The following is a 24,598-nucleotide window of genomic DNA, read 5'->3' as shown; positions in this document are numbered from 1 at the left end:
AAAATTGTCAAAAAACTTTCATCTTCGAACGACGAGGCGTAGGATTCCGCGATCATGCAAGGCGTCGACACCATCCTGAACGTTCTCGGCAGCGTGTGCCTGCTGTTGTGGGGCGTGCGCATGGTGCGGACGGGCCTGACGCGCGCGTTCGGTGCCAGCTTGCGCCGCGCCATCGGCGCCTGCTCGCGCAACCGGTTCTCGGCCTTCGCGGGCGGCGTCGTGCTGACGGGCGTGCTTCAGTCCAGCACCGCGACCGCCCTGCTGCTGGCCTCGTTCGCCGGGCGCGGCCTGATCTCGCTGTCGATCGGCCTCGCGGTGATGCTGGGCGCCAATGTCGGCACGACGCTGACGGCGCAGATCCTGTCCTTCCCGCTCGGCTGGATCTCGCCGCTGATGATCGCGGGCGGCGTGATCGCCTTTCTGTCGAACAGCTCCGACCGGGCCCGCCATCTCGGCCGCGTCGCCATCGGCCTCGGCCTGATGCTGCTGTCGCTGCACTTGCTGGAGGCAGCCGCCCTGCCGCTGCGCTCCGCGCCGGCCTTCGTGGCCGTGCTATCCGGCTTGCAGAACGAGTATGTGATGGCCGTCCTCGTGGCGGCCGCTGCCACCTGGTTCATCCATTCCAGCCTCTCGACCGTGCTGCTGGTCATGTCGTTCGCCTCGAGCGGCATCATCGATCCCAAGCTCGGCATGGCGATGGTGATCGGCGCCAACATCGGCGGCGCGATCGCCCCTTATTTCGACCAGGCCGCCACCGACACCGAGGCGCGACGCCTGCCGCTCGGGAATTTGATCACGCGTGTCGCCGTCGGCGTCGCGCTGCTGCCGTTCCTGGACCAGTTTCACCAGTGGCTGATGATGATCGACCCGGCGCCCGGGCGACTGCTGGTCAACTTCCACACCGCGTTCAGCGTGGTGGCTGCCATCGTGTTCCTGCCGTTGATCGACCCCGTGGCCGCGCTGTGCCGGCGTCTTGTGCCCGACCGGCCGCAGACCGACGATCCCGGCAAGCCGCGCAATCTCGACCCCAACGTGCTCGACACGCCGGCCGAGGCGCTGGGCTGTGCGATGCGCGAGACGCTCAATCTCGGCGACAGGGTCGCCGACATGCTGCGCCAGACGATGGACGTCTTCGAGAAGAACGACGCCCGCGCCATGAAGTCGATCGAGGCGGCGGACGATGCCGTCGACAGCCTCTACGAGGCGATCAAGCTCTACCTGATCCAGACCTCGCGCACGGAACTGGGGGAAGACGACGGCAAGCGCTACGTCGAGATCCTGACCTTCGTGACCAATCTCGAACATGCCGGCGACATCATCGACAAGAACCTGATGGAACTGGCAGCCAAGAAGATCAAGAACCGCTACGCCTTCTCGGCCGAGGGCACGGCAGAGCTGCGCGCCTTCCACGCCCGCGTGCTCGACAATCTGCGGCTGGCCCTGAATGTGTTCACGACCCGCGACATCACCCTGGCCCGCCGCCTGGTCGCGGAGAAGACCGCGATGCGCGAGGCCGAGGCCCGCGCCGCCGACAGCCATTACGCCCGTCTGCGCGAGGGTCGCCCCGAATCGATCGAGACCAGCTCGATCCACATGGACGTGATCCGCGACCTGAAGCGCATCAACGGCCACCTGACGACCGTGGCCTATCCGATCCTCGAAGCCGCCGGCGAACTGGCCGAGACGCGCCTCAAGACGACGACGGATCAGCCCTTGATCCGCAGCCCGCTCGGATCGTAGGGCGCACGCAGCGAGACCTTCGAGGCGAACCGCGTGCCGGCCAGATCGACCTCGAAGCGGCCGCCCTCCAGCCACGCCGCGTCGATGTCCTGACCGTCGCCGCGCTTCACGTAGCCCAGACCGACCGATGCGCCGAGCGTGTGGCCATAGCCCGCCGAGGTGAGGTCGCCGACCGGCCTGCCGTCGCGCAGCAAGGCCTCGCCGCCCCACAGGAGCGGCTCGCCGTCTTCCAGCACCACCGAGACGAGCCGCCGGGCGAGTGGCTTGCCCTTGGCCTCGACCAGTGCCTTCTGGCCGATGAAGCCGCCCGGCTTGTCGAGCTTCACCGCCCAGCCGAGGCCGGCCTGGAACGGCGTGTCGTCGGGCGTCAACTCTCGGCCCCAGGCGCGATAGCCCTTCTCCAGCCGCAGCGTCTCGACAGCGTAGTAGCCGCCGTCGCGCAGGCCCAGGGCCTCGCCCGCTTCCTGCAGCGTCTCGAACACGGTGACGGCGAACTCGACCGGGACATAGAGCTCCCAGCCCAGCTCGCCGACATAGGTGCGGCGCGACGCCAGGACCGTCGCGAAGCCGATGCCGATCTCGCGGATCGTCGCGAACGGGAAGCCTTCGTTGGAGAGGTCGGCCTTGCTCACTTTCTGCAAGAGTTCGCGGCTGCGCGGGCCCATGAGCGACAGCACCGTCCAACCCGACGTGACGTCGGTCAGGACCGCATTCGTCTCCGCTGGCATGTGCCGGCCGATCCAATCCATGTCGCGCATCGGCTGGGCCGATCCGGTAATCACCAGGAACTTGTCGCGCGCCAAGCGGGCGACAGTGATATCGCTCTCGAAGGTGCCGCGTTCGTTCAGCACACCTGTATAGACGGTGCGGCCCACCGGCACGGCGACGTCGTTGGCGCAAAGACGCTGCAGCACGGCCTCGGCATCGCGACCTTGGACCAGCAGCTTGCCGAACGAGGTTTCGTCGGTGACCGTGACGCCTTCGCGGGTCGCGCGATGCTCGGCGGCGACGGCATCGAACCAACCGCCGGGGGCGCCGCGGCCCCAGCCATAGTGCATCTCGGGCGTCTTGCCGGAGCCGGCGAACCAGTTGGGCCGCTCCCAGCCCATCTTGTTGCCGAACCAGGCGCCCCGCGCCTTGAGGCGGTCGTAGAGCGGCGAGCGGCGGAACGGCCGGCCGCTCTCCTGCTCGCGCTGCGGCCACGGCATCTTGTAGTGCAGGCCCAGCGTCTCGGCGACCCTGCTGCGCAGCCACGCATCGTTGCCGTGGAAGCCTGCGAAGCGCCTGATGTCGACCGGCCAGAGGTCCATCGTCGGCTCGCCCGCGACGATCCATTCGGCCAGCGCCATGCCGGCGCCACCGGAACTCGCGATGCCCATAGAGTTGAAGCCGGCGCCGACATAGAAGCCGCGGACCTGCGGCGCCTCGCCCAGTATGTAGTTCATGTCGGGCGTGAAGCTCTCGGGGCCGTTCATGAAGGTCTTGATGCCGGTCTTCTCCAGCGACGGCACGCGGATCAGCGCATTGTCCATCAGGATCTGGAACTGGTCCCAGTCGTCGGGCAGCATGCCGAACTCGAAATCGTCGGGGATGACGTCCTTGTTCCAGGGCTTGGCCTCGGGCTCGAAGCCGCCCATCAGCAGGCCGCCGACCTCCTCCTTGAAATAGATGTAGCCGTCGGGATCGCGCATCACCGGCAGGTCGCGCGGCACGTTCTCCATCTTCTCCGTGACGATGTACATGTGCTCGCAGGAATAGAGCGGCACCGTCACACCGACCATGCGGCCGAGCTGGCGTGCCCACTGGCCCGCGCAGTTGACCACGATGTCGGCCTTGATCGGCCCCGCCGTGGTCTGCACGCCGGTGATACGCGGGCCGCCCGGCCCCTCCTCGGTGTCGATCGCCGTGACCCGCACCTTCTCGAAGATGCGGACGCCGCCGTTGCGGGCGCCCTTGGCCAGCGACTGCGTGATGTCGGCCGGGTTGGCCTTGCCATCGCCCGGCAGCCACACGGCGCCCACGAGATCGTCGGTGCGCATGATCGGATACTTGTCGCCCGCCTGTTGCGGCGTCAGCGGTTCGCATTCGACGCCCTGCCCGGCGGCCATGGCGGCGGAGCGGCGCAGCAGGGTCATGCGCTCCTCGGTGCGCGCCACGATGAGCGAGCCGGATCGCTTCCAGCCGGTGGCAAGGCCGGTCTCGGCCTCGAGTTTCGAATAGAGCTCGGTGCTGTAGCGGATCAGCCGCGTCAGATTCTGGACGCTGCGCAACTGGCCCACCAGCCCCGCCGCATGCCAGGTCGTGCCGCCACTCAGCCGCCCCTGCTCCAGCAGCACGATCTCCTTCCAGCCCAGCTTGGCCAGGTGATAGGCGGTCGAGCAGCCCATGATGCCGCCGCCGATGATGACGACGCGGGCGTGCGACGGGACCGTTGCAGCGGGCGACGGGGACGACATCAGATGATTTCCATGTAGCGGTCGAGCTCCCAGTCCGTGATGGCCTTGCGGAACTCCCGCTCTTCCCACTCGCGTGTTGCGGAATAATGATCGACGAAGGCCTCGCCGAAGAGGTCGCGCGCCGGCTTCGAGGCTTTGAGCCGGCCCGCCGCTTCCATCAGCGTTCGCGGTAGCTGCGACTTCGCCGGGTGCTTCTTCTCGTAGGAATTGCCCGTGACCGGTTCGCCCGGATCGATGTCGTTCTCGATGCCCCACAGGCCCGAGCCGATGGCCGCGGCGATCGCCAGATAGGGATTGGCGTCGGCGGCGGCCACGCGATACTCGACACGCGTCGACTTGGCCGAGCCCGGGATCACGCGCAGCGACGTCGTGCGGTTCTCGACGCCCCAGGTCGAGGCGGTCGGTGCCCAGAAGCCCGGGATCAGGCGGCGATAGGAGTTCACGTTGGAGGCGACCATGCCCAGCAGTTCGGGCATCAGCGCCGCCTGGCCGCCGACGAACTGGCGCATCGTCTTGCTCATGCGATGCGGCGCCTTCTCGTCGAAGAAGACCGGCTTGCCGCCCTTCCACAGCGACATGTGCATGTGGCCGCCGCAGCCCGGCCAGTCCTTCGACCACTTGGCCATGAAGGTCGCGAGCCAGCCGCGCTTCTGCGCCAGCACCTTGGTGAAGATCTTGAACAGCGCCGCCTTGTCGGTGGCGGCCAGCGCATCGTCGACGCGCAGCGCTGCTTCCAGCACGCCGGCGCCGGTCTCGGTGTGCAGCCCCTCGATGCCCATATCCATCGCCTCGCACATCGCGAGCAGGTCGCGATACCAATCGGACAGGACGGAGTTGCGCAGGACCGAGTAGCCGAAGAAGCCGGGCGAGATCGGCTTCAGGTTGCGATAACCCTTCTCGCGGATCGATTCGGGCGTCTCGGCGAAGACGAAGAACTCGTATTCGAACCCGACCTTGACCTCGAAGCCGAGCTTCTGCGCGCGCGCCAGTACGCGGCGCAGGGTGCCGCGCGGACAGATCTCCTCGGCCTTGCCGACGAACTCGCAGAGGAAGAACAGGTTGCCGGGCTCGGTCGCGATCTCGCGGCAGGTCTCCGGCAGGATGCGGACGTTGGCGTCGGGATAGCCCGTATGCCAGCCCGTGTAGGTGACGTTGTCGTAGAGCTGGTCGTTCATGTCCCAGCCCAGCACCACGTCGCAGAATCCGAAGCCTCCCTCGAGGGCCGAACGGAACTTGTCGACGTGGATGTACTTGCCGCGCAGGATGCCGTCGATGTCGTGCACGCCGACCTTGACGTGCATTAGTCCCCGCTGCTTGACGATCTTCAGTGCGTCGGCAGCCGTCTTGACCTGGCGCGGTTCCATTCCACTCCCCTCGTTACCCCGCGGCAGACTAGCTGCTGAGGTAGCGGGGAAGCCAGAGGGCAATGTCGGGGAACAGGGCGAGCAGCATGGTGAAAAGAACCATGATCGCCAGGAAGGGCAAGGTCACGCGGGCGATGTAGCCCAGCCCGTCCTCGGTCAGCCCCTGGATCACGAACAGGTTGAAGCCGACGGGCGGCGTGATCTGCGCCATCTCGACGACCAGGACGAGGAAGACGCCGAACCAGATCGGATCGAAACCGGCACCCTTCACGATCGGCATGACGATCGGCAGGGTCATCACGATCATGCTGAAGCCGTCGAGGAAGCAGCCCAGGATCAGGTAGAAGACGATCAGGGCCACGATCAGCATGAAGGACGAAAGCCCGAGGCTGCTCACGAACTCGGCGACGGCCGCCGGAATGCCGAGGAAGGCCGCGGCGCTGCCGAGGATCGAGGCGCCCAGCACGATCAGGGCGATCATGGCGCAGGTCTGCACCGAGCCGATGGCGATGGCCTTCAACGCAGGCAGCGACAGTTCCCGCTGGATCCCGGCAACGATCAGCGCCCCCAGAACGCCCACGGCGGCGGCTTCCGACGGCGTCGCGAAGCCACCATACATGGAGCCCAGCACGCACAGGATCAGGAACACCGCCGGTCCCAGTTCGCGGATCGACGTCAGGAACTCCGCCGCCGAGGCGATGCGCACCTTGCGCTCCGCTTCCGGCACCAGCTCGGGCTTCAGGGTGGTGTAGATCATGATCCAGCCCATGAAGCAGGCCGCCAGCAAGGCCCCGGGGATGAAGCCCGCGGTGAACAGCTTGGCGATCGAGACGTCGCCCAGGACGCCGTAGATGATCATGATGTTGGAGGGCGGGATCAGGAACCCGAGCGTACCGGCACCGGCCAGCGAGCCCACGGCGACGTCCTTGGAATAGCCGCGCTTCAGAAGTTCCGACAGCGAGATGCGGCCCACCACCTGTGTCGTCGCCGCCGACGAGCCCGAGATGGCGGCGAAGATCGTGCAGCCGATGACGTTCACGTGCAGCAGCCGCCCCGGCAGCATCGCGGCCCACGGCGACAGGCCGCGGAAAAGGGTCTGCGACAGCCGCGTCCGGAACAGGATCTCGCCCATGATGATGAACAGCGGCAGGGCCAGCAGTTCCTGCGTGGTCAGGATGTTCCAGGTGTACTGGGCCAGCAGCTTGTCGAGGGGAATGTCGCGGAAGATCGCCAGCAACACCGTGCCGGTAACGGCCAGGGTCCAGCCGATCCACAGGCCGCCCGCCAGGAAGGCGAACAGCACGACGAACATGGTGAGGACGATTTCAAGCATGAGATCTCAACTCGCGCGACAAACTACTCAGCGACGGAACCGGCGCGCATGTTGAGGTCCTCGAGCGGCAGGCCGAACAGGGCCTGGAAGAACCGCGCGATGAACTGCATGACCAACAGACAGATTCCAAACGTCACCAGCGCCTGAGGAATCCACAGCGGCGTCGCGCTGGAGATCGACACCTGGTCCGACACGAAGCTGCGCCAGGTGAAGTTCACCATCGCCACCGCGAGATAGCCGGAGAAGGCGACGCCCAGCGCCGCGAGGACCGTTTCCAGCCAGCGCCGGGCCTTCGGTCCGATCCGCGCCAGCACGAGCGTGACGCGGATATGCCCGCCGGCCCGCAGGGTCATGGCGGCGCCGAACGTGAAGGCCGCCGCCATGAGATACGAACCGTATTCCCAGGCGACGGGAATGTCGGCCGGCACCCAGGGGAAGATGTCCGAGAGGGCCCGCACCAGTACCTCCCCCAGCATCAGGCAGGTGAGCGCCACCAGGCAGGCGGCGCCCATCCAGCCGTCGAGACGGCCCAGCATGTCGATCCCATCGAGGAAGGCGCGCAGCACGGGCGGCGCGCCGGCGTTGGGATTGGGGCCGTGGCCGCTCACGCCCGCTTCATCTCGGCGAGATAGGCCTTGATCGGCTTCTCCGCCGCCGGAACGCGCTTGTAGAACTCGCCGATCATCGGCGCCGTCTTCTTCTGCAATTCAGCCGTCATCGCCGGAGGGGGAATGACCAGCTGCATGCCGCCGGCGATCAGGCGGGCGTTGCTGTCCTTGTCGGCCTGCAGGGACGACTGCCAGAACTCCGGCTCGAGCTTCTTGGCGAGATCGACGATGATCTTCTGGTTGGCCGGCGAGATCTTCTTCCACGTGTCGTTGTTGATCGTGACGATCTCCGACGACCAGGCATGATTGGTCTGATGGAAGAACTTCAGGAACTCCCAGAACTTGCCGTCCACGGCGGAAACGGACGAGGTCGACACGCCCGCGACGGCGCCCGACGACAGCGCCGCAATCGTCTCGCCCCAGGGAATCAGCGCCGGCGCCATGCCGATGGCGCTGCACATTTCCTGCGCGTTCTTGTCGGGCACGCGGATCTTGATGCCCTTGAGCGCGTCCAGCGACTCGGCCTTGATCTTGAGATGCAGGTACTGCGTCGGCCACGGCACCGTGTAGAGCATCGTCTGGTTGTTCTTGAGCAGAACCTTTTCGTACTCGGGCCGCAGATACTTGTGCAGCACCTTCAGCTCTTCGATGTTGTTACAGATGAAGGGGATGCCCTCGACGCCGAAGATCGGCTCGTCGCCGATCTGCTGGATGTTCAGGATGTCGGCCATCGGCACGAGGCCGTCGCGCACGGCGCGCATCTGCTCAGGCCCCTTGAAGCCGAGCTGCCCGCCCGCCTTGACGTCGATCTCGACGGCGCCGTTGGTTCCCTTCTTCACTTCCTCGGCGAAGCGCTTGACGTTGACCGTATGGAAGTTTCCATCCGGCCAGACCGTCGCCAGCGGCAGCTTGAGCGCCGCCTGTCCCATCACCACGGCCGGTGCACCGACCATTGCCATCGCACCCACGCCCACGCCGGCCTTCAGGGCCGTCCTGCGTCCCAGCTTCATCGAAGCCCCCATCGTTATCGAGTTGATTGCTTTCCCGTATCCAGCCGAAGTCGCCCTACTCCGCGGCCTGCGGCGGCTTGAACTCGTAGATCCCCTCCGCCGATTCCGCCGAGATCAGCCCGTCGGCCAGGTCGTTGGCGACCTGCGCGCGATCGCGGTCGCGCGGCGCGCCGATGCCGGCACCGCCCGGGGTCAGGATCATCAGCCGCTCGCCCGGCGGGATGAGCTGGAAGCCCTTGCCCTTCAGCGTCTTGCCGGACTTGAAGGCGACCACGCCCGCCCCGCCATCGCCGCCGCCGTCACGGCCACGCGCCGGATAATCGATCCGGTCGAAGGCGGCCAGCAGGTCGAACGGCTCGTCGATGCCGCTCTCGATCTCCATGATCTGGCCGAGGCCGCCGCGCGTGCGGCCGGCGCCGCCGGAATCGGGACGGAACTCCTTGCGCCAGAAGAGCAGCGGCGTCTGCGTCTCGGCGATCTCGACCGGCGTGCCGCGCACGCCGCTGGGATAGGCCGTGGCCGACAGCCCGTCCTTGTCGGGACGCGCGCCGGTGCCGCCGTTGGAGGTGATGGCCATGCCGAACCCGTAGTTGCCGCCGTCGCCGCCCTTCACCCGACCGCGCACGTTGATGTTCCACAGACACGAGGTGCCTTCGGCCGGCACGCGGTCCGGCACGACCTGGCGCAGGCAGCCGAACGCCACGTCGGGCAGCATCTGGCCCACGACATGGCGCGACGCGACGGCGGTCGGCTTGGGCGCGTTCAAGATGCAGCCCTCGGGCGCCGAAACCGTGAGCGGCTCGAGCGAACCGGCATTGTTCGGGATGTTCGTGGAGACCACGCAGCCCAGGCCGAAGACCGTGTAGGCCGTCGTATAGGCGTGCGGCACATTGATGCCGCGCCGCGACACGCCCGACGTGCCCGAGAAATCGACATGGATGCCGGTGTCGGAAATCGTCAGCGCCGCCTTCAGTGTCACCGGCTCGTCGTATCCGTCGACCGTCATGCTGTTGTGCCAGGTGCCCTTGGGCAGCTTGGCGATCTCGGCCAGCACCGCCTCGCGCGAGCGCGCGATCACGTGGTCACCGAGTTCGTCCAGCGAGTCGATGGCGAACTCGTCCATCATCTCGATCAGCCGGCGGGCGCCGACATCGTTGCAGGCGGCCAGGGAGTAGACATCGCCCTCGGTGTCGACCGGCTGACGCGTATTGGCGCGGATCATCGCCATCAGCGTCTCGTTCGCCTTGCCCTGGTCGAACAGCTTCAGCATGGGGATGTAGAGCCCCTCCATGAAAACGTCGGTCGCGTCGGGGCCGAAGCCGATGCCGCCGATATCCATGAGATGGCTGGTGCAGGAGAACAGCGCCACCAGCTTGCCGTTGCGGAAGCACGGCGTGGTGATGACGAAGTCGTTGAGATGGCCGGTGCCCATCCACGGATCGTTGGTGATGTAGGCGTCGCCCGGCTTCATCGTCTCGATCGGGAAGTAGCGCAGGAAGTGCTTCACCGACTCGGCCATGGAGTTCACGTGGCCCGGCGTGCCGGTCACGGCCTGGGCCAGCATGCGGCCCTGCAGGTCGAAGACGCCGGCGGAAAGATCGCCGCACTCGCGCACGATCGGGCTGAAGGCGGTGCGCATCAGGGTCTGCGCCTGTTCCTCCACCACCGCGATCAGGCGGTTCCACATGATCTGCAGATCGATCAGGCCGACGCTGTTGGACTGGCTCATGGGTTACTCCTCACGCTGCCTTGCGATCCATGACGATACAACCGGAGGCGTCGATATGCGCGGCAAAACTGGCCGAGACATAGGTCGACGTCTCGTCTTCGGCGACGATGGCGGGGCCACTGAAGGTGCTGCCCGGCGGCAGCTTCTCGCGGCGATAGACCGGCACGTCGGCGGTCTTTCCGCTGCGCCCGTCGAACACCGGACGGCGGCCGACCGGCTCGGGCACCGGGGCGCTGCCGGCCTTGCCCTGAACTTCGGGCCGCTTGGCCTCGGTCGAGACCTGGACCGACCAGCTCAGGATCTCGATCGCGGCGTTCGGGATATGGCGCTCGAACAGAACGCCGTAGTCGCGCTCGTAGGCCTCGCGCAGGGCAGCCGTGTCGGCCGAAGTCAGCGGCCGCTGCGGCAGGGTCACCATGATCTCGTGGCCCTGGCCGACATAGCGCATGAAGGCGACGCGCCGCTCGAAGGTCGGCAGGCCGCGCGAGCCCGGCACCACCAGCGCCGTCGCTTCCCGGCTCATCTCTTCGAGCAGGTCGCTGGCCGCCGCGGCATCGAACGCGTCGAGGCGCATGTAGCGGCTGCGCACCAGCTCGAACGACACCGGCGCGGCAAGGAACCCGACCGCGGAGCCGACGCCGGCATTGGGCGGCACGATCACGCGCTGCACGCCGATCTTCTCGGCCACGCGCGCGGCATGGAGCGGTGCGCCGCCGCCGAAGGCGATCAGCGTGTATTGATTGACCACGGAGCCGCGCTCGACCGCATGGACGCGAGCCGCACTGGCCATGTTCTCCGACACCATCTCATAGACGGCGTAGGCGCCCATCTCGGTGGAGAGACCGATGCCTTCGGCCACGTCGCGCTCGATGGCGCCGCGCGCCGCATCGATGTCGAGCGCGATCGTTCCACCGGCAAAATGCGCCGGATCGATCGTGCCCAGCACGACGTTGGCGTCGGTGACGGCCGGATGCCGGCCGCCACGCCCGTAGCAGGCAGGTCCCGGCTCGGCACCGGCGCTTTCGGGGCCGACCGTAACCCGCTTCAGGGCATCGAGCCGGGCAATCGAGCCGCCGCCTGCACCGATTTCGACCATCTCGATGACGGGAATGCGGACGGGCAGTCCCGATCCCTTGAGGAAGCGGGCTGCGCGATCGACCTCGAACAGGCGCGCCGTGTGCGGCTGATAGTCATCGATCAGGCAGACCTTGGCCGTCGTGCCGCCCATGTCGTAGCTCAGCGCCCGCGCTTCGCCCGCGCGCGCGGCCACTTGCGCCGCGAAGATCGCGCCGCCGGCCGGCCCGGATTCCACGAGACGGACCGGAAAGCGCCGCGCCGTCTCGATCGCCGTGAGACCGCCGCCGGAGGTGACGAGGTAGATCGTGCCGGTGAACTTCTCGGCCGCGAGTGCCGCCTGCATGCGCGCCAGGTAGGAGTCCATCAGGGGCTGCACATAGGCATTGGCCACCGCGGTCGACGTCCGCTCGTACTCTCGCACCTCGGGGCAGACTTCGCTCGAAAGCGTGACCCAGAGCTCGGGCAATTCCTCTTTCAGGATCTCGCGCACACGCCGCTCATGCGCCGGGTTCACATAGGAGTGCATGAAGGCAATGGCGACGCTCTCGATTCCCTCGGACTTCAGGGTTCCGGCCAGAGCCTGCACCGCGTCTTCGTCGAGAGGCAGGCGGACCTTGCCATGCACGTCCATGCGTTCCGGGATGGTGAACCGCATCGCCCGCGAGACGAGTGGCCTCGGCTTCTCGATGCCGAGATCGTATTGGTCGTAGCGGCTCTCGTTGGCGATATCGAGGACGTCGCGAAAGCCCTCCGTGGCGATCAGCGCCGTGCGCGCACCGCGTCGCTCGATGACGGCATTGGTGGCCAGCGTGGTGCCATGCACGAACACGCCGACATCACCGAATCCCTTGCCGGCATCACCGAGAATGAGGCGGACCCCGTCCAGAACGGCCTCTTCCGGTCGCTGCGGTGTCGTCAGCAGCTTGCGGGTGATCCGACGGCCCCCCTCTTCCAACACGACGTCCGTGAACGTGCCGCCGATGTCGACGGCAATGCGCAAATCGTTGATCACCTTGAGTGCAAACCTCTGTCTGGGGGGATGGTCCGACGGTAGACCGGGCGCCGCCGCGTTGCAATTCGCAGGCCAGCCCGCCTATGGTCGCACCGTGACGGCTCCAGACAAGACGCTCCGCGCGCAGCTGTTCGACTTCCTGCGCCCCAACGCTCCCACACCGGGCGCTCGCCGGTGGCGGAAGTGCCATCTGGTCGTCCTGGGCATCGGCTTGCTTGCCGTCATTCTTCTGTCGGTCGACGAGATTTCAGCCTCCCAGCGGGTGATCCTGCGGGGGGCGATCTGGGGAGTGACGCTGATCTTCCTGGTCGAGTATGTGGCTCGCCTGTGGATAGCGCCCGAACTGCCGCACTCCGCCGACATGACTCCCTTCGCAGCGAGACTGCATTGGGCGGGCAGCCCCCCCGGGCTGATCGGATTGCTCGCCATCATGCCCGCCATCATGCTGGCTGGGGGCTACAGCATCGCCGGGACCGACGCGGCCTCCATCTTCTGCATCCTCTGGATCCTGAAGCTCGGCCTTCATGCGCCGGCCTTCGGTACTTTGGCGCGGGTGATCTCCAACGAACGCGCGCCCATCGCCAGCGTGCTGATCGTGTTCGCAATCCTGCTCATGACCGCGGCGACTGGCGCCCACATCGTCGAGCGGGACGGCCAGCCGCAGCAGTTCGGCAGCCTGCCCAACGCCATGTGGTGGGCCGTGGTGACCCTGACGACGACCGGCTACGGCGACGTGGTGCCCTTGACGCCGATCGGCCGCATCATCGGGTCGCTGCTCATGATCAGCGGCATCGCGGTGCTCGCGCTCATGACCGGCGTGCTCGCCACCGGCTTCGCGCAGGAAGAGCGGCGGCGCGAGTATCTGCGCGTCTGGGACCAGGTGACGCGGGTCCCGATCTTCGCATCTCTGGGCGTGGTGACGCTCTCGGAGATCGTGGGCAAGCTGCGCACACGCTACTACCCGGCGCGCGTGCTGGTGCTGCGACGCGGCGATCCCGGCGATTCGATGTTCTTCATCTGCGCCGGCGAGGTCGAGGTCCGGCTGCCGACCGGCGGCACGGTCCGCCTGGGCGACGGCGCCTTCTTCGGCGAAATGTCCCTGCTCAACCGCCAGCCCCGTGCCGCCTCGATCGTCACGACGGCGCCGACCACTCTCCTCGTTCTCTATGCGAGCGACTTCTACGAGATCGCGTCCCACATTCCCGCCCTTGCCGAGGCGGTGGAGAACGAAGCCCGGCGCCGGCACGAGGAGAATCTGGGAAGGCATTCGGGGGCGTCGTCGCCCGGTGGAACAAAAGCATGATCGAAACCGATCTTCTGGTGGTGGGCTCCGGCGCTGCCGGCTTCTCGGCGGCGCTCGCGGCCTCTCATGTCGGGCTCGACGTGCTCATGGTCGAGAAGGAGAAGCTGTTCGGCGGAACCACCGCCTACTCGGCCGGCGTCATCTGGATCCCCGGCAATCGCCACGGCCGGGCCCTCGGCATCGCCGATTGCAAGGAGGCCGCGCTCACCTACCTGCAGCATGAGGCAGGCAACCGGCTGAACCTGGAACTGGCCAATGCCTTCCTCGACAACTGCAACCCGGCCGTCGAATTCATCGAGAACAACACGCACGTTCGCTATGAGGCCGTGCCGATCTGGGCCGATTATCATCCGACCAAGCCGGGCGCCGCGCAGGGCGGCCGGTCGCTGCTGCCCTTGCCGTTCGACGGACGGCGGCTGGGCAAGCGGTTCAGCCAGTTGCGGGCGCCACTGCGTACCATGATGGCCTTCGGCGGCATGATGCTCAGCCGCAACGACCTGCCGCACGTTTTCAGGATGACCCGTTCCGTGCGCTCGGCGCTCCATGTCGCGGGCATGACCGCACGCTACGCAGCAGACCGGCTGAACCACGATCGCGGCACGCGCCTCACCAACGGAAACGGCCTGATCGCCGCCCTCGCCTTGTCGGCCGAGGAACGCGGCATCGACCTCTGGCTCGACTGTCCGGTCGTCGAACTGACGCAGCATGATGGCGCGGTCACAGGCGCGATCGTGCAGCGTGAGGGCGAGCGACAGGAGGTCCGTGCGCGACGCGGGGTCGTACTGGCCTGCGGCGGCTTTCCCGCCAACGACGAACTCAAGAGCCGCTACTACGGTCATGTGCGCGACGGGCACTTCCATCGCTCGGCACCGCCGCCCGGCAATCGCGGCGACGGGATCCGGCTCGGCCAATCGGCCGGCGGCGCCATGGCGGAGGATGTCGCCCATCCTGCAGCCTGGGTCCCGGTTTCGCTGGTCCCTCAGCCCGATGGCTCGACCCTGCCGTTCCCCCATTTCTACGAGCGCGGCAAGCCTGGCTACATTGCCGTCGATCCGACCGGCCGGCGTTTCGCCAATGAATCGGCCTCGTACCACGACTTCGTACCGGCCATGGTCGAGGCCTGCCGCGGGCGCGACGAGACGAGCAGCTGGCTGCTCTGCGACCACCGCGCCATCCGCCGGTATGGCATGGGTGCCATTGGTCCCGCTCCGCTGCCGCTCGGGCCGCATATCCGGAATGGCTATCTGCTGGCGGCGGGAAGCTGGGCGGAGCTGGCCGGCAAGATCGGGATTGATGCAGGCATCCTGCAGTCCGAGATCGGCCGTTTCAATGCCAATGCCGCGCGCGGCGAGGACCCCGATTTCGGCAAGGGGACGGATGCCTATCACCGATTCAATGGCGATCCGACGCACAGTCCCAACCCGTGCCTCGCGCCCCTCGTCCAGGCGCCGTTCTACGCGATGAAGATGGTGCCGGGGGACATCGGCACCTTCCTCGGACTGCGGGTGGACGGAAATGCGCGCGTCCTCGACACAGAGGGCGCTCCGGTCCGCGGCCTCTATGCCGCCGGAAACGACATGACCAGCGTCATGGGAGGCACGTACCCCGGCGCCGGCATCACCATTGGCCCGGCCCTCACCTTCGGCTATATCGCGGGCCGGCACGCCGCCGCAGCCGGCCAGTAAGCCTTACGGAACGAAAGACATCACAATGTCACTCATCACGCCCGTTATCCTCGTCGGAGGCTCCGGTAAACGTCTGTGGCCACTCTCCCGCGAGAGCATGCCCAAGCAGTTCGTACCGCTGCTGGGCAAGCAGTCCACCTTCCAGCAGACGCTGCAGCGCGTCGCCGACGGCAGCCTGTTCGGCAGGCCCGTGATCGCGACCAACGACGCCTACCGCTTCATGTGCGAAGGCCAGGCCCGGGAGATCGGTATCGAGATCGACATCCTCGTGGAGCCGTCGCGGCGCGATTCGGGGCCCGCCATGGCCGCCGCCGCCGCCTATACGCGCGACCTCGGCGCCAAGGCCGTCCTGGCCCTCGCGTCCGACCATCTCGTGATCGGCGCCGAGGAGTTCCTCGCCGGATGCCGCGAGGGCCTGGCGGCGGTCGAACAGGGAGGCATCGTCACCTTCGGCATTCCGCCGACGGAGCCCAAGACCGACTACGGCTACATCCGTCCCGGTTCGGAGAAGATCGGGCCGGTGATGAAGGTCGCGGCGTTCGTCGAGAAGCCCAATGCCCAGACGGCGATGCAGTACATCGCCGAGGGGCTGCTGTGGAACAGCGGCAACTTCCTGTTTCCGCCCGATCTGCTGTTGTCCGAAATGGCCCGCTTCGAACCGGAGATGGCGGCCGCCGCCGAAGAGGCGGTGGCCAAGGCCAGGAAGACCGGATCGACCGTGTTCCTCGACGCCGAGGCCTTCGGCAAGGCTCCTGCAAAGTCGATCGACTACGCCGTGATGGAGCGTACGGACAAGTGCTGGGTCGTCCCGGCCCGCTTCCGCTGGTCCGACCTCGGCACCTGGGATGCGCTGCTCGACGTCGGACAGGCCGACAGTGCCGGCAACGTCACCGAGGGTCCGGTCGAGATCGACCATGTGCGCAACTCCTACATCCGGTCCGACGGCCCGCTGACCGCCGTGATCGGCGTGGAGGACGTCGTCGTGGTGTCGATGAACGACGCCGTGCTGGTCGGCCATCGCGACAACCTCCCACGCCTGAAGGACGTCGTGCAGCGCATGTCCGACGGCAAGCACCGCGCCGCGACCGAGCATGCCGTGATGCATCGTCCCTGGGGCAGCTATCAGGACATCGACAGGGGCGAGCGTTTTCGCGCCAAGCGGCTCACGGTCAAGCCCGGGGCCAAGCTGAGCCTGCAGAGCCACAATCGTCGCGCCGAGCATTGGGTCGTCGTGAAGGGTGTCGCCGAGGTCACGCTCGACGGCGAGGTCACGACCCTGCGCGAGAACGAATCGACCTACATCCCGATCGGCGGCGTCCATCGCCTTGCCAATCCGGGGACCGAACTGCTGGAAGTCGTCGAGGTGCAGACCGGCGACTATGTCGAGGAAGACGACATCGTTCGCTACGAGGATATCTACGCCCGGGTCTGAACATGCTGTTCGGCGCACACCACGAGTGGGGCAAGCTTCGCGATGTGGTGATCGGCATCTCGCCGGCCGAGGACTTCGTCGTCTTCCATGAAGACTCGTGCCGTTGGCTGACGCCGGAAGGGCTAGAATTCAGCCGCCGCCACTCAGGGAAGAGGCTGATCGACATCGATCCCGATTGGGCGCACCGGATCGAGCGCCAGGTCGATGCGCTGGCCGAACTCGTGGCCCGCCAGGGCGTCACGGTTCACCGCCCGCAGCGGCTGAAGGGAGAGGAGCGCACCTTCCTCGCCCCGAACGGCGAGGGCGCCCAGCTTTTCCCCCGCGACCCCATCATCGTCGTCGACAAGCACGTGATCGATGCATCGCTGCGCCTGAAATGCCGCCAACGCGAGCGCTATGGGCTGCGATCGCTCGTCCAGAAGTCCGCGGCAAGCCGGGGCGCATGCTGGTCGAGCGTCCCGCTGGGTTCGCCGGGCGGCGTCGACGGCCCGTTCCTCGAGGGCGGCGATACGCTGCTCAACGGCCGCGAGATCTATGTCGGAATCTCGGGCTGCGCCTCTGATCTCGCCGGCGCCGACTGGCTGCAGGCCCTGCTCGGCGACACCTACCGCGTGATCCCCGTCGCCCTGAAATCGCACGTCCTCCATCTCGACTGCGCGATGGCCCTGATCCAGCCCGGCCTGCTGATCCACTGCCCGCAGAAGCTGATCGACGGTCTGCCGATGTCGCTGCGCGACTGGGACAAGATCGAGGTTTCGCCCGAGGAGGCAACGCTTCTCGCCACCAACGGCCTCGTCCTCGAGCCGGGACGGGTCATCATTGATGCCGACAACCGGCGCGTGATCGACGAGCTGCGCAAGCGCAAGGTCGATGTCATTCCCCTGCCCTTCGATGCGCCCATCCAGCTGGGGGGCGGCCTGCGCTGCGCCCACCACCCGCTGCTGCGCGAGAGCGTGCTGGATTAGGTCCCGCGCTTGGGCGTGCGGTCGAAGACGACCGGCTTGGGTTTGCTGAACAGCTTCTTCACGTGGACGCCCAGCGAACGCACCACGGTCGCCACCTGCCCGCCCACGAACCGCAGCAGCACCACGGCGAACTGGAGCGGCGGGATCTCGCCGCCGCGGATGAAGTTGTGCCCGGCCCGCAGGAAGGTCGTCGCGCAGACCAGCACCCAGGCCACCGTGACGACGAACAGCGTGAGCAGAAGCGGCACGAGCGACGGCGCGAGCAGGCCCGCGAGGATGCCGGAAACCACGCCCACCAGCAGCACCGGCTGGTTCAGCGCCATGCACAGGTGCAGAAGCGCCGCCAGTTTGGCCGAGGGGGTGATGTCGCGGCTCTTCAGGATCTCCGGGAACATGCGCATCGAGACATGGCGGAACCCGTCCTGCCAACGCTGCTGCTGGCGCAGCCAGGTCTTGGTGTCGGCCGGCAGCTCGCCCGGCACGCCGACGCTGGTGAGGAACAGGGCTCGCCAGCCCTTCACCCAGCCCCGATAGGTGAGATCGAGATCCTCGGTGACCGTGTCGCCCTTCCAGCCGCCGCCGGCATCGATGGCGGCCCGCTGCCAGATCCCGCAGGTGCCGTTGAACGGCAGCGGATGGCCGGCCCAGCAGCGCGTTGCCTGCTCGATGCCGAGATGGGCGTCGAGCGTCACCATCTGCATCTCGGTGAGCGCGTTCTCGTGCGGATTGAGGAAGTCGAAGCGCGCCTGGACGAACGCCGTCTTCGGCTCGGCAAAGAAGGGACGCATGCAGATGCGCAGGAAATCGACCGGCGGGATGTAGTCGACGTCGAAAATGGCGAAGAAATCGTGCGCCGTCTTCTGCATCGCCTCATGCAGCGCGCCGCCTTTGTAGCCGCTGCGGTCGGTACGCTGCAGTGCCACGACGTCGAACCCCTTGGCGCGCAGCTCGGCCGCGACCTCGCGCACCGTTTGCGCCGTCTCGTCGGTGCTGTCGTCCAGCAGCTGGATGTGCAGCTTGTCGCGCGGCCAGTCGAGCGCCGCCGCCGATTCGGCGCCGCGCCGCACGACGGACCCTTCGTTGAACGAGGGGATCTGAACCACGACGTGAGGCAGCTCGGCGTCCGGCGGCAGCGGCGTCGCCAGCAGGGCCTCCTCGCGTCGGAGACCGGCGGGCTTCAGCCGATGATGCAGCACGACCATGTAGAGCAGGCTGCCGATGAAGGCCGCGAGCAACACGCAGCACACCGCGAAGACCGCGCCGAACAGAAGCGCCAGGGTGGCGAGAATGGCCATCGACGCTGCCTCAGGTTCCCGTCTTGGGTGTGCGGTTGAACTCGGTCTTCTTTCCGAAGCCTGCCCCGACGATCGCGGCGGCGTTGGCGACGGCGAGATATACGATCAGCGCGGGCACGCTGGCAGCCGTGACCAGGTAGCGCAGCATGCCGCCGCGCTTCAGGCGGCGGTAGGCTCCCCAGGTCATGCCGAACAGCACGGCCAGCATGCCGAACAGCCAAAGCCAGAGGGCGAGGCGAAAAAGGCCGAGCAGCCGCCCATGGCCCAGGATCGAGACGACCAGCCCCAGCACTCCGACCACGATCAGCGGAAAGACGAGCTGCTGGGCGAGCGCCACGGTGGTCGTCAGCTTGGCTTCGGTCGGCCAGGCCGACTTCCAGATCGGCCCCAGCAGCTTGCGGGCGACCTGCACGAAGCCCTTGGACCAGCGGCTTTGCTGGGCGCTGAAATCCTCGACCTTCTGCGGCAACTCGCCGACCACCTGCGTGTCCATCAGGAACACGCCGGTCCAGCCCTTGAGGTAGGTCCGCAACACCAGATCGAGATCCTCCGACAGCGTGTCGTGCGACCAGCCACCCGCCTCCTCGACGGCGGCCCGGCGCCAGATGCCCCCCGTCCCATTGAACTGGAACGGCACGCCGCGGCGCGCCCGCACGTCTTGCTCGACGGCGAAATGCGCGTCCTGCATGAGGCGCTGGGCCCGTGTCAGCCAGTTGCGCTCGCCATTGCCCCATTCGATCCGGGTCTGAACGAAGGCGGCGCGCGGATGGCTGAGCATCGCGGCCATGGCCTCTTTCAGCCAGCCTGGCGGCGGCACGAAATCGGCATCGAACACCGCGACATAGGGCGCGTCGTCGAGGACCAGACCCGCCGCCAACGCACCGGCCTTGAAGCCGCTGCGGTCGCTGCGCCGTACATGGTGCGCGTCGATGCCCGCACGGCGCAGGCGCGCGATGGCATGCGCGGCGATGTCCGAGGTGATGTCGTTGCTGTCGTCGAGAAGCTGGATGGTGAGCCGGTCGCGCGGCCAGTCGAGGGCGCCCATGGCAGCCATCGAACGCTCCACGACCAGCGGCTCGTTGTAGACCGGCACCTGCACCAGAACGCGCGGCAGCTCCGCGGGCAGTGAGGGCACCGGGGCTTCGTCGCGCGGCAGTTCGAACAGCCAGTAAACCAGGTAGAGGAAATACCCGGCGATCGCGAACTGCGCCGCCAGGCACAGGAAAACGAGAAGGTCGATCAGGAACAGCAGCATGCCGGGCCGCCGCTCTCAGTGATAGTGAATGGGGACTTCGAAGCAGCGGCCGTCCTCGATATGGAGGCGGCGCGAGGCCACGTCGAAGATCCGCTCGTCGTGGGTCGACAGGACCACGGCGCACTTGGCGCGCATCGAGAGATCCTTGAGCTGGTCGACCACCAGACGGCCCGAGACACGATCGAGCGCAGAGGTCGGCTCGTCGGCGATGATGAGATCGGGCAGTCCGATCATGGTGCGGGCGATCGCGACGCGCTGCTGCTGGCCGCCCGACAGCTCGTCGGGCCAGGCGGCAGCCTTGTCGCCGAGCCCGAGCATGCCGAGAAGGTGCCGGGCCCGCGGTTCGTCCCACGCCGGATCGGCGAGCGGCGTCGTCGAGACTCCGGCGATCACGTTTTGCAGGGCCGTCAGCGAAGACAGGAGATTGCGCTTCTGGAACAGGAAGCGGATGCGATTGCGCAGCACGTCGAGGTCGGAACCGCCCAGGCCCACGATGTCGGTGCCGAGCAGGCGCAGCTTGCCCTCGGACGGCTTGCGCATGGTTCCGAGGATGGTGAGCAGCGTCGTCTTGCCCGAGCCCGACGGGCCGGTGACGATCACGAGTTCACCTTCGCGGACCTGCATGTTGATGTCGAACAACACGTCCACCCGCTGGGCGCCTTCGCCGTAATGGTGATGGACGTCGACGGCCTCCACGACGGCCGGCCCAAATCCCTGCGTGTCAGCCATCGCGGTCACTCGAACAGCATGATCGGGTCGACCCGCCACAGGCGGCGGATGGCGAAGAGGCTGGAGACCAGGGTCATGATCAGGCAGGCCACCAGGGCCACGACCATCTCGCGCAAGCCCATCGACATGCCGAGATGCATGGCCGCTTCCGTGGCGCCATAGACGAAGCGCCCGAGCGTGAAGGCCACGAGGAAGGCCGGCGTGATGATGGCCGCACCGATCTGGGCGATCATGAACAGGAAGAACCACCAGTCATAGCCCAGGCTCTTCAGGATGGCGTATTCGGGCAGGTAGAAACGGATGATCTGGTACTGGGCATAGTAGATGAAGACCATGCCGATCATCACGCCCATCACGAAGCCCAAGTCGGTGATGTAGCCGACCGGCGTCTCGCGCGACCAGTAGGTGCGCTCGCGTTTCTCGAATTCACGCAGGGTCAGGACCTCGCCTCGACCCGCGAGTGCCGTGTTGAGTTGCTGGCGGACGGTATCGACGTCGGCCCCTTTGGCCAGTTGGACCGCAATGAAGGCGGGCCGCTGGGACCACCAGGAACCGAACACCTCGGCCATCGTGTCTTCCGACATGATGATCGAGCCGTCGTTCAGCACGTTGGGGCCAAGCGCGAAGGTTCCCACAACGAAGAGCTGGCGCAGCAATCCTCGATTGTCCGGCGGACCGAGGACCTGGAATTCGGGTTTGCCCGGTCCGACCTGATCCGCGAGATCACCGAAATAGGGCCGCGATTCGCGATCGTAGAGCAACCGGCGGGCTTCGCGCAGGCGATAGAGGTTCTCGCGCAGGCCCGGGACGTCGATCGCGGGCCGCTCGACATCGACGGCGTACCAGGCAATGCGGCGCGCGCTCTCCATCCCCTTGTGCATCAGCGACATGACGCCGAACCAGAAGGGAAGCGTATTCGTCACCTCGGGATTGGCGGCCAGCACATCGGTCAGCGACGCCGGCACCTCGGCGTGAAGCTGCAGGGACTTGAAGCCGTAGGGCACCATGACGAGGTCGCCTGCGACGGACCGGTGAAGCCGGATTGCCGAATCGTAGACGGCGCGCTCGATGCCCAGCTGGGCGAAGATCACCAGCAGGCTGGCCGTCACGCCGGCGAGCGACAGAAGCGTGCTCGTGCGCTGCCGCTTGAGCTGCTGCGCGCCCAGCGGCATGCGGGTCGCGGTGATCGCAGCGGCCCGCAGACGCGCGAGGGAGAAGCTCGGCAGCCAGCCGAACCAGCGCCGCGGCAGCGACTTAGCCGCTGGCAGGGTGAGCGCCATCAGAGAAAGGTGACGCGCGTCTCGCGGCCCAGGACCTGCGGCATGCTGGACGGGTCATCGAGCTCGATCTCGACCTGGACCACGCGCGCGTCCGTCGAGGAACCGCCATCGGGCTCCATGCGCTGCATGCGCTTCACGGTCGGGGCGACCCGCGAGATCGTCCCATGGTAAACCGTCGTGCTGCCCCGGAACGTCACCTCGACCTTGCCGCCCGCCGCGATGCGTCCGACATTCAGCTCGTCGACGTCGGCCAGGACGCGCAGCTGCGACAGGTCGACGATCTTCGCGATCCCGTTCGGAGAAACGCGCTCCCCTTGCCGGGTGTAGATCTGGATCACCATGCCATCCAGGGGAGACCGCACGAGAGCCTGTTCGCGCGTGTTGCGGGCATTGTCGAGCTTCGCCTGGATGATCGAGATGTCCGTGTCGATCTGCTGAAGATCGGTCTGCAGCGTCTCCTTCAAGACGCGCAGCTTCGCCTGCTCGCGCTCGAGACTCTGCTGGGAAATGCTCTGTTCCAGCTGCTTCTGATCCGGCGGCTTGCCGGACCGTTGCATCTCGAGACTCTTGAGCTTGACCTCTTCGGCCGTCGACTTGACCACGACTTCCTGCATCGCGATCTCAGCCGCGCGATAGCCACTGACCATCGCCTCTCGCGCCTGTCGGGTCTTGGAGAGTTCCGCCTCGGTGGTGCGGACGGCAATGTCGGCTTTGGGATAATTCGACAGCACGGCGATGATCTCGTCGTGCTTCACCTTCTGGCCGTCGGTGACCCGAAGTTCGATCAACACGCCGCCGCCGGAGGGATCGCCGGCAATCAATGCCGTACCGGCCGGCGCGTCGGTGTAACCGCGCGAAATCAACGGCGCGACCGGGCGAGGACCGTCCTGCGCGCTGCTGGTTTGCCGGCTGGGCATTATCCACAGGGTCAGCGCCGCCGCGACGAGCAGCACAGCCAATCCTGTGGCGCCCCAAGTGAACTTTTTTGCCTGCGCCATAACAAATAGTACCAGAAAACCCTCGGGCACGCTGCCCCTAGTTAGAAGCCGCCCGTCGAGACGATGTTGCCTCGCGCAACTCCAACGATCGAAACGGTACGATAGATTGATGTCAATATCTTGTCGTACTCGTAGAGCGGAGCGTTGGTAATGTAGACGACGTCCTTCGGTTGCACGGGAAACTGCTGTGCGATGAAGATGGACACCGGTTGGTAGAGGTCCAGGCGGAACACTTTCGCCCGGGCCGTGGGATTGGTTTGCAACTCGCCCAATCGGAACACATAGACGCCGGTCTTGTTGGCCCGCGTGTCGTTCAAGCCTCCCACCATGCCCATCGCCTCGAGAAGGCTGACCGTGTGCTTGGACATGTCGACATTGCCCGCCTTCACCACGGCTCCGAGAACCGTGAATACGCGCGGATTGGGACGGACCACGATCTCGTCGTTCTTCTGGAGACCGATATCACCGCCGGCCAGGACATCGGAGAACTGCGACTGCAAAATGATCTGGCCGTTGCGGCGCACGATCACTTCGAACTGGTTAGCCCCTACTCCGTTCGCTGACTGACCGCCGATCCCGGCGGGACCGCCCGCTTTGTTGATCGCCTCGACGACCGTGCGGACGCCTTCGAGCAGGGAGACCCGACCGGGATTTCTGACATCGCCCGACACCATGACGGTATGCGTCCGGTCGGCGACGAACTCGACGATGACCTGCGGCTCCTGGGCCTTGCCTGTCGCCGTCACCTGCTGGGCGACCTTCTTCTCGATCTGGCTCAAGTCGAGCCCGGCGACCTTGATCGTACCGACGAAGGGCACGTTGATCGTGCCGTCATCGGTGACGCGCTGGACGCCGAAATCCGCTCCCGGCCGCTGGATGGTCGGGAAGATGCTGCCTTCGTAGGGTTCGAAGATGCGCACCTTGATGGCGTCGCCCGGGGCAACGGCAACACGGCCCCCCGCGGGTAGATTGCTCACCGTCGAGGGGCGGTCGATCGGCGGCGGCTGGCGGTAGTTCGCGATCGTCGTTGGCGTGAGGTCGATCACGTCGAACGGCAAGGCTTCACTGGTCGTGGAGGCTGCGCCGCCCATCCAGGGACCGTCGCCGGGCAAGGCGGTACAGGCCGCCAAGCCAAAACCCAAGCCGAGGACAATGGCCGTAGGGCGCGCGGTGGCACGCAGCCAGCTCCAGATTGTCAAATCCCAATCTCCGTCCGGAACTGTCGCCACGCTTTGCGGCGCCTTGTCCCAACTCATTGATATCGCTCTCAGCCCGGTCGTAGTTAACCCGTGGTGCCGCGCTGGCGCAAGCTTTCCCCGACGGATCA

General features: G+C 66.6%; 18 protein-coding genes. 5 read left to right on the top strand and 13 right to left on the bottom strand.

Annotation, left to right across the window (positions count from 1 at the left end):
* The first annotated feature begins 54 nt into the window (after nucleotides 1-54).
* Complete coding sequence (locus ACO07K_RS07320; protein ID WP_422035252.1) at nucleotides 55-1,740, top strand: Na/Pi cotransporter family protein; 1,686 nt, start codon at nucleotides 55-57, stop codon at nucleotides 1,738-1,740.
* Here the strand turns inward: ACO07K_RS07320 and ACO07K_RS07315 are convergent.
* The 7 genes from ACO07K_RS07315 to ACO07K_RS07285 are packed head-to-tail and all read right to left on the bottom strand — an operon-like array spanning nucleotide 1,707 to nucleotide 12,329.
* A complete protein-coding gene (locus ACO07K_RS07315; RefSeq protein ID WP_422035251.1) occupies nucleotides 1,707-4,196 on the bottom strand; it encodes a GcvT family protein in 2,490 nt (829 codons plus the stop codon). The genes ACO07K_RS07320 and ACO07K_RS07315 overlap by 34 nt on opposite strands.
* Nucleotides 4,196-5,560: a glutamine synthetase family protein gene (locus ACO07K_RS07310; protein WP_422035250.1), complete on the bottom strand. Its 1,365-nt coding sequence runs from the start codon at nucleotides 5,558-5,560 to the stop codon at nucleotides 4,196-4,198. The genes ACO07K_RS07315 and ACO07K_RS07310 overlap by 1 nt, the downstream gene beginning before the upstream one ends.
* Nucleotides 5,561-5,588: 28 nt before the next feature.
* Nucleotides 5,589-6,893, bottom strand: coding sequence for a TRAP transporter large permease (locus tag ACO07K_RS07305; RefSeq protein ID WP_422035249.1), 1,305 nt, complete (start codon nucleotides 6,891-6,893; stop codon nucleotides 5,589-5,591).
* Nucleotides 6,894-6,916: 23 nt separating this feature from the next.
* Nucleotides 6,917-7,501 carry a TRAP transporter small permease subunit gene (locus tag ACO07K_RS07300; RefSeq protein WP_422035248.1) on the bottom strand — a complete coding sequence of 195 codons (585 nt, stop codon included), beginning with the start codon at nucleotides 7,499-7,501 and terminating at the stop codon, nucleotides 6,917-6,919.
* Entirely contained in the window at nucleotides 7,498-8,511 is a 1,014-nt protein-coding gene (locus ACO07K_RS07295; protein ID WP_422035247.1) for a TRAP transporter substrate-binding protein, read from the bottom strand. Before ACO07K_RS07295 ends, ACO07K_RS07300 begins: the two co-directional genes overlap by 4 nt.
* 55 nt (nucleotides 8,512-8,566) lie before the next feature.
* A complete protein-coding gene (locus tag ACO07K_RS07290; protein WP_422035246.1) occupies nucleotides 8,567-10,240 on the bottom strand; it encodes a hydantoinase B/oxoprolinase family protein in 1,674 nt (557 codons plus the stop codon).
* Nucleotides 10,241-10,250: 10 nt separating this feature from the next.
* A complete protein-coding gene (locus ACO07K_RS07285) occupies nucleotides 10,251-12,329 on the bottom strand; it encodes a hydantoinase/oxoprolinase family protein (protein ID WP_422035244.1) in 2,079 nt (692 codons plus the stop codon).
* 94 nt (nucleotides 12,330-12,423) lie between these two features.
* On the opposite strand from ACO07K_RS07285, the gene ACO07K_RS07280 reads away from it, so the two are divergent.
* The 4 genes from ACO07K_RS07280 to ACO07K_RS07265 are packed head-to-tail and all read left to right on the top strand — an operon-like array spanning nucleotide 12,424 to nucleotide 17,714.
* A complete protein-coding gene (locus ACO07K_RS07280) occupies nucleotides 12,424-13,632 on the top strand; it encodes a cyclic nucleotide-gated ion channel (protein WP_422035243.1) in 1,209 nt (402 codons plus the stop codon).
* Complete coding sequence (locus ACO07K_RS07275) at nucleotides 13,629-15,317, top strand: FAD-dependent oxidoreductase (protein ID WP_422035242.1); 1,689 nt, start codon at nucleotides 13,629-13,631, stop codon at nucleotides 15,315-15,317. The genes ACO07K_RS07280 and ACO07K_RS07275 overlap by 4 nt, the downstream gene beginning before the upstream one ends.
* A 25-nt stretch (nucleotides 15,318-15,342) precedes the next feature.
* Nucleotides 15,343-16,749: a mannose-1-phosphate guanylyltransferase/mannose-6-phosphate isomerase gene (locus ACO07K_RS07270; RefSeq protein WP_422035241.1), complete on the top strand. Its 1,407-nt coding sequence runs from the start codon at nucleotides 15,343-15,345 to the stop codon at nucleotides 16,747-16,749.
* Between the two features lie 2 nt (nucleotides 16,750-16,751).
* Complete coding sequence (locus ACO07K_RS07265) at nucleotides 16,752-17,714, top strand: hypothetical protein (RefSeq protein WP_422035240.1); 963 nt, start codon at nucleotides 16,752-16,754, stop codon at nucleotides 17,712-17,714.
* Here ACO07K_RS07265 and ACO07K_RS07260 read toward each other — a convergent pair.
* The 6 genes from ACO07K_RS07260 to ACO07K_RS07235 all read right to left on the bottom strand — a co-directional run bounded on the left by ACO07K_RS07260 (nucleotide 17,711) and on the right by ACO07K_RS07235 (nucleotide 24,527).
* A complete protein-coding gene (locus ACO07K_RS07260) occupies nucleotides 17,711-19,009 on the bottom strand; it encodes a glycosyltransferase (protein ID WP_422035238.1) in 1,299 nt (432 codons plus the stop codon). The genes ACO07K_RS07265 and ACO07K_RS07260 overlap by 4 nt on opposite strands.
* A gap of 10 nt (nucleotides 19,010-19,019) precedes the next feature.
* Nucleotides 19,020-20,264, bottom strand: coding sequence for a glycosyltransferase family 2 protein (locus ACO07K_RS07255; RefSeq protein ID WP_422035237.1), 1,245 nt, complete (start codon nucleotides 20,262-20,264; stop codon nucleotides 19,020-19,022).
* A 15-nt stretch (nucleotides 20,265-20,279) separates the two neighbouring features.
* The gene (locus ACO07K_RS07250; protein ID WP_422035236.1) at nucleotides 20,280-20,993 is read right to left on the bottom strand and encodes an ABC transporter ATP-binding protein; all 714 of its coding nucleotides are present in this window, start codon (nucleotides 20,991-20,993) and stop codon (nucleotides 20,280-20,282) included.
* Nucleotides 20,994-20,998: 5 nt separating this feature from the next.
* On the bottom strand, nucleotides 20,999-22,273 hold the full coding sequence (locus ACO07K_RS07245; RefSeq protein WP_422035235.1) for an ABC transporter permease: 1,275 nt from the start codon (nucleotides 22,271-22,273) through the stop codon (nucleotides 20,999-21,001).
* Nucleotides 22,273-23,226: an HlyD family secretion protein gene (locus ACO07K_RS07240; RefSeq protein WP_422035234.1), complete on the bottom strand. Its 954-nt coding sequence runs from the start codon at nucleotides 23,224-23,226 to the stop codon at nucleotides 22,273-22,275. The genes ACO07K_RS07245 and ACO07K_RS07240 overlap by 1 nt, the downstream gene beginning before the upstream one ends.
* An 86-nt stretch (nucleotides 23,227-23,312) precedes the next feature.
* A complete protein-coding gene (locus ACO07K_RS07235) occupies nucleotides 23,313-24,527 on the bottom strand; it encodes a polysaccharide biosynthesis/export family protein (RefSeq protein ID WP_422035233.1) in 1,215 nt (404 codons plus the stop codon).
* Between the last annotated feature and the right edge of the window lie 71 nt (nucleotides 24,528-24,598).

Source organism: Reyranella sp. (assembly GCF_965228225.1).
In the GTDB taxonomy this organism is placed as follows: Bacteria; Pseudomonadota; Alphaproteobacteria; order Reyranellales; family Reyranellaceae; genus Reyranella.
Note: the sequence above shows the minus strand (reverse complement) of the source record. Positions and strands in the feature narration are given on the sequence as shown.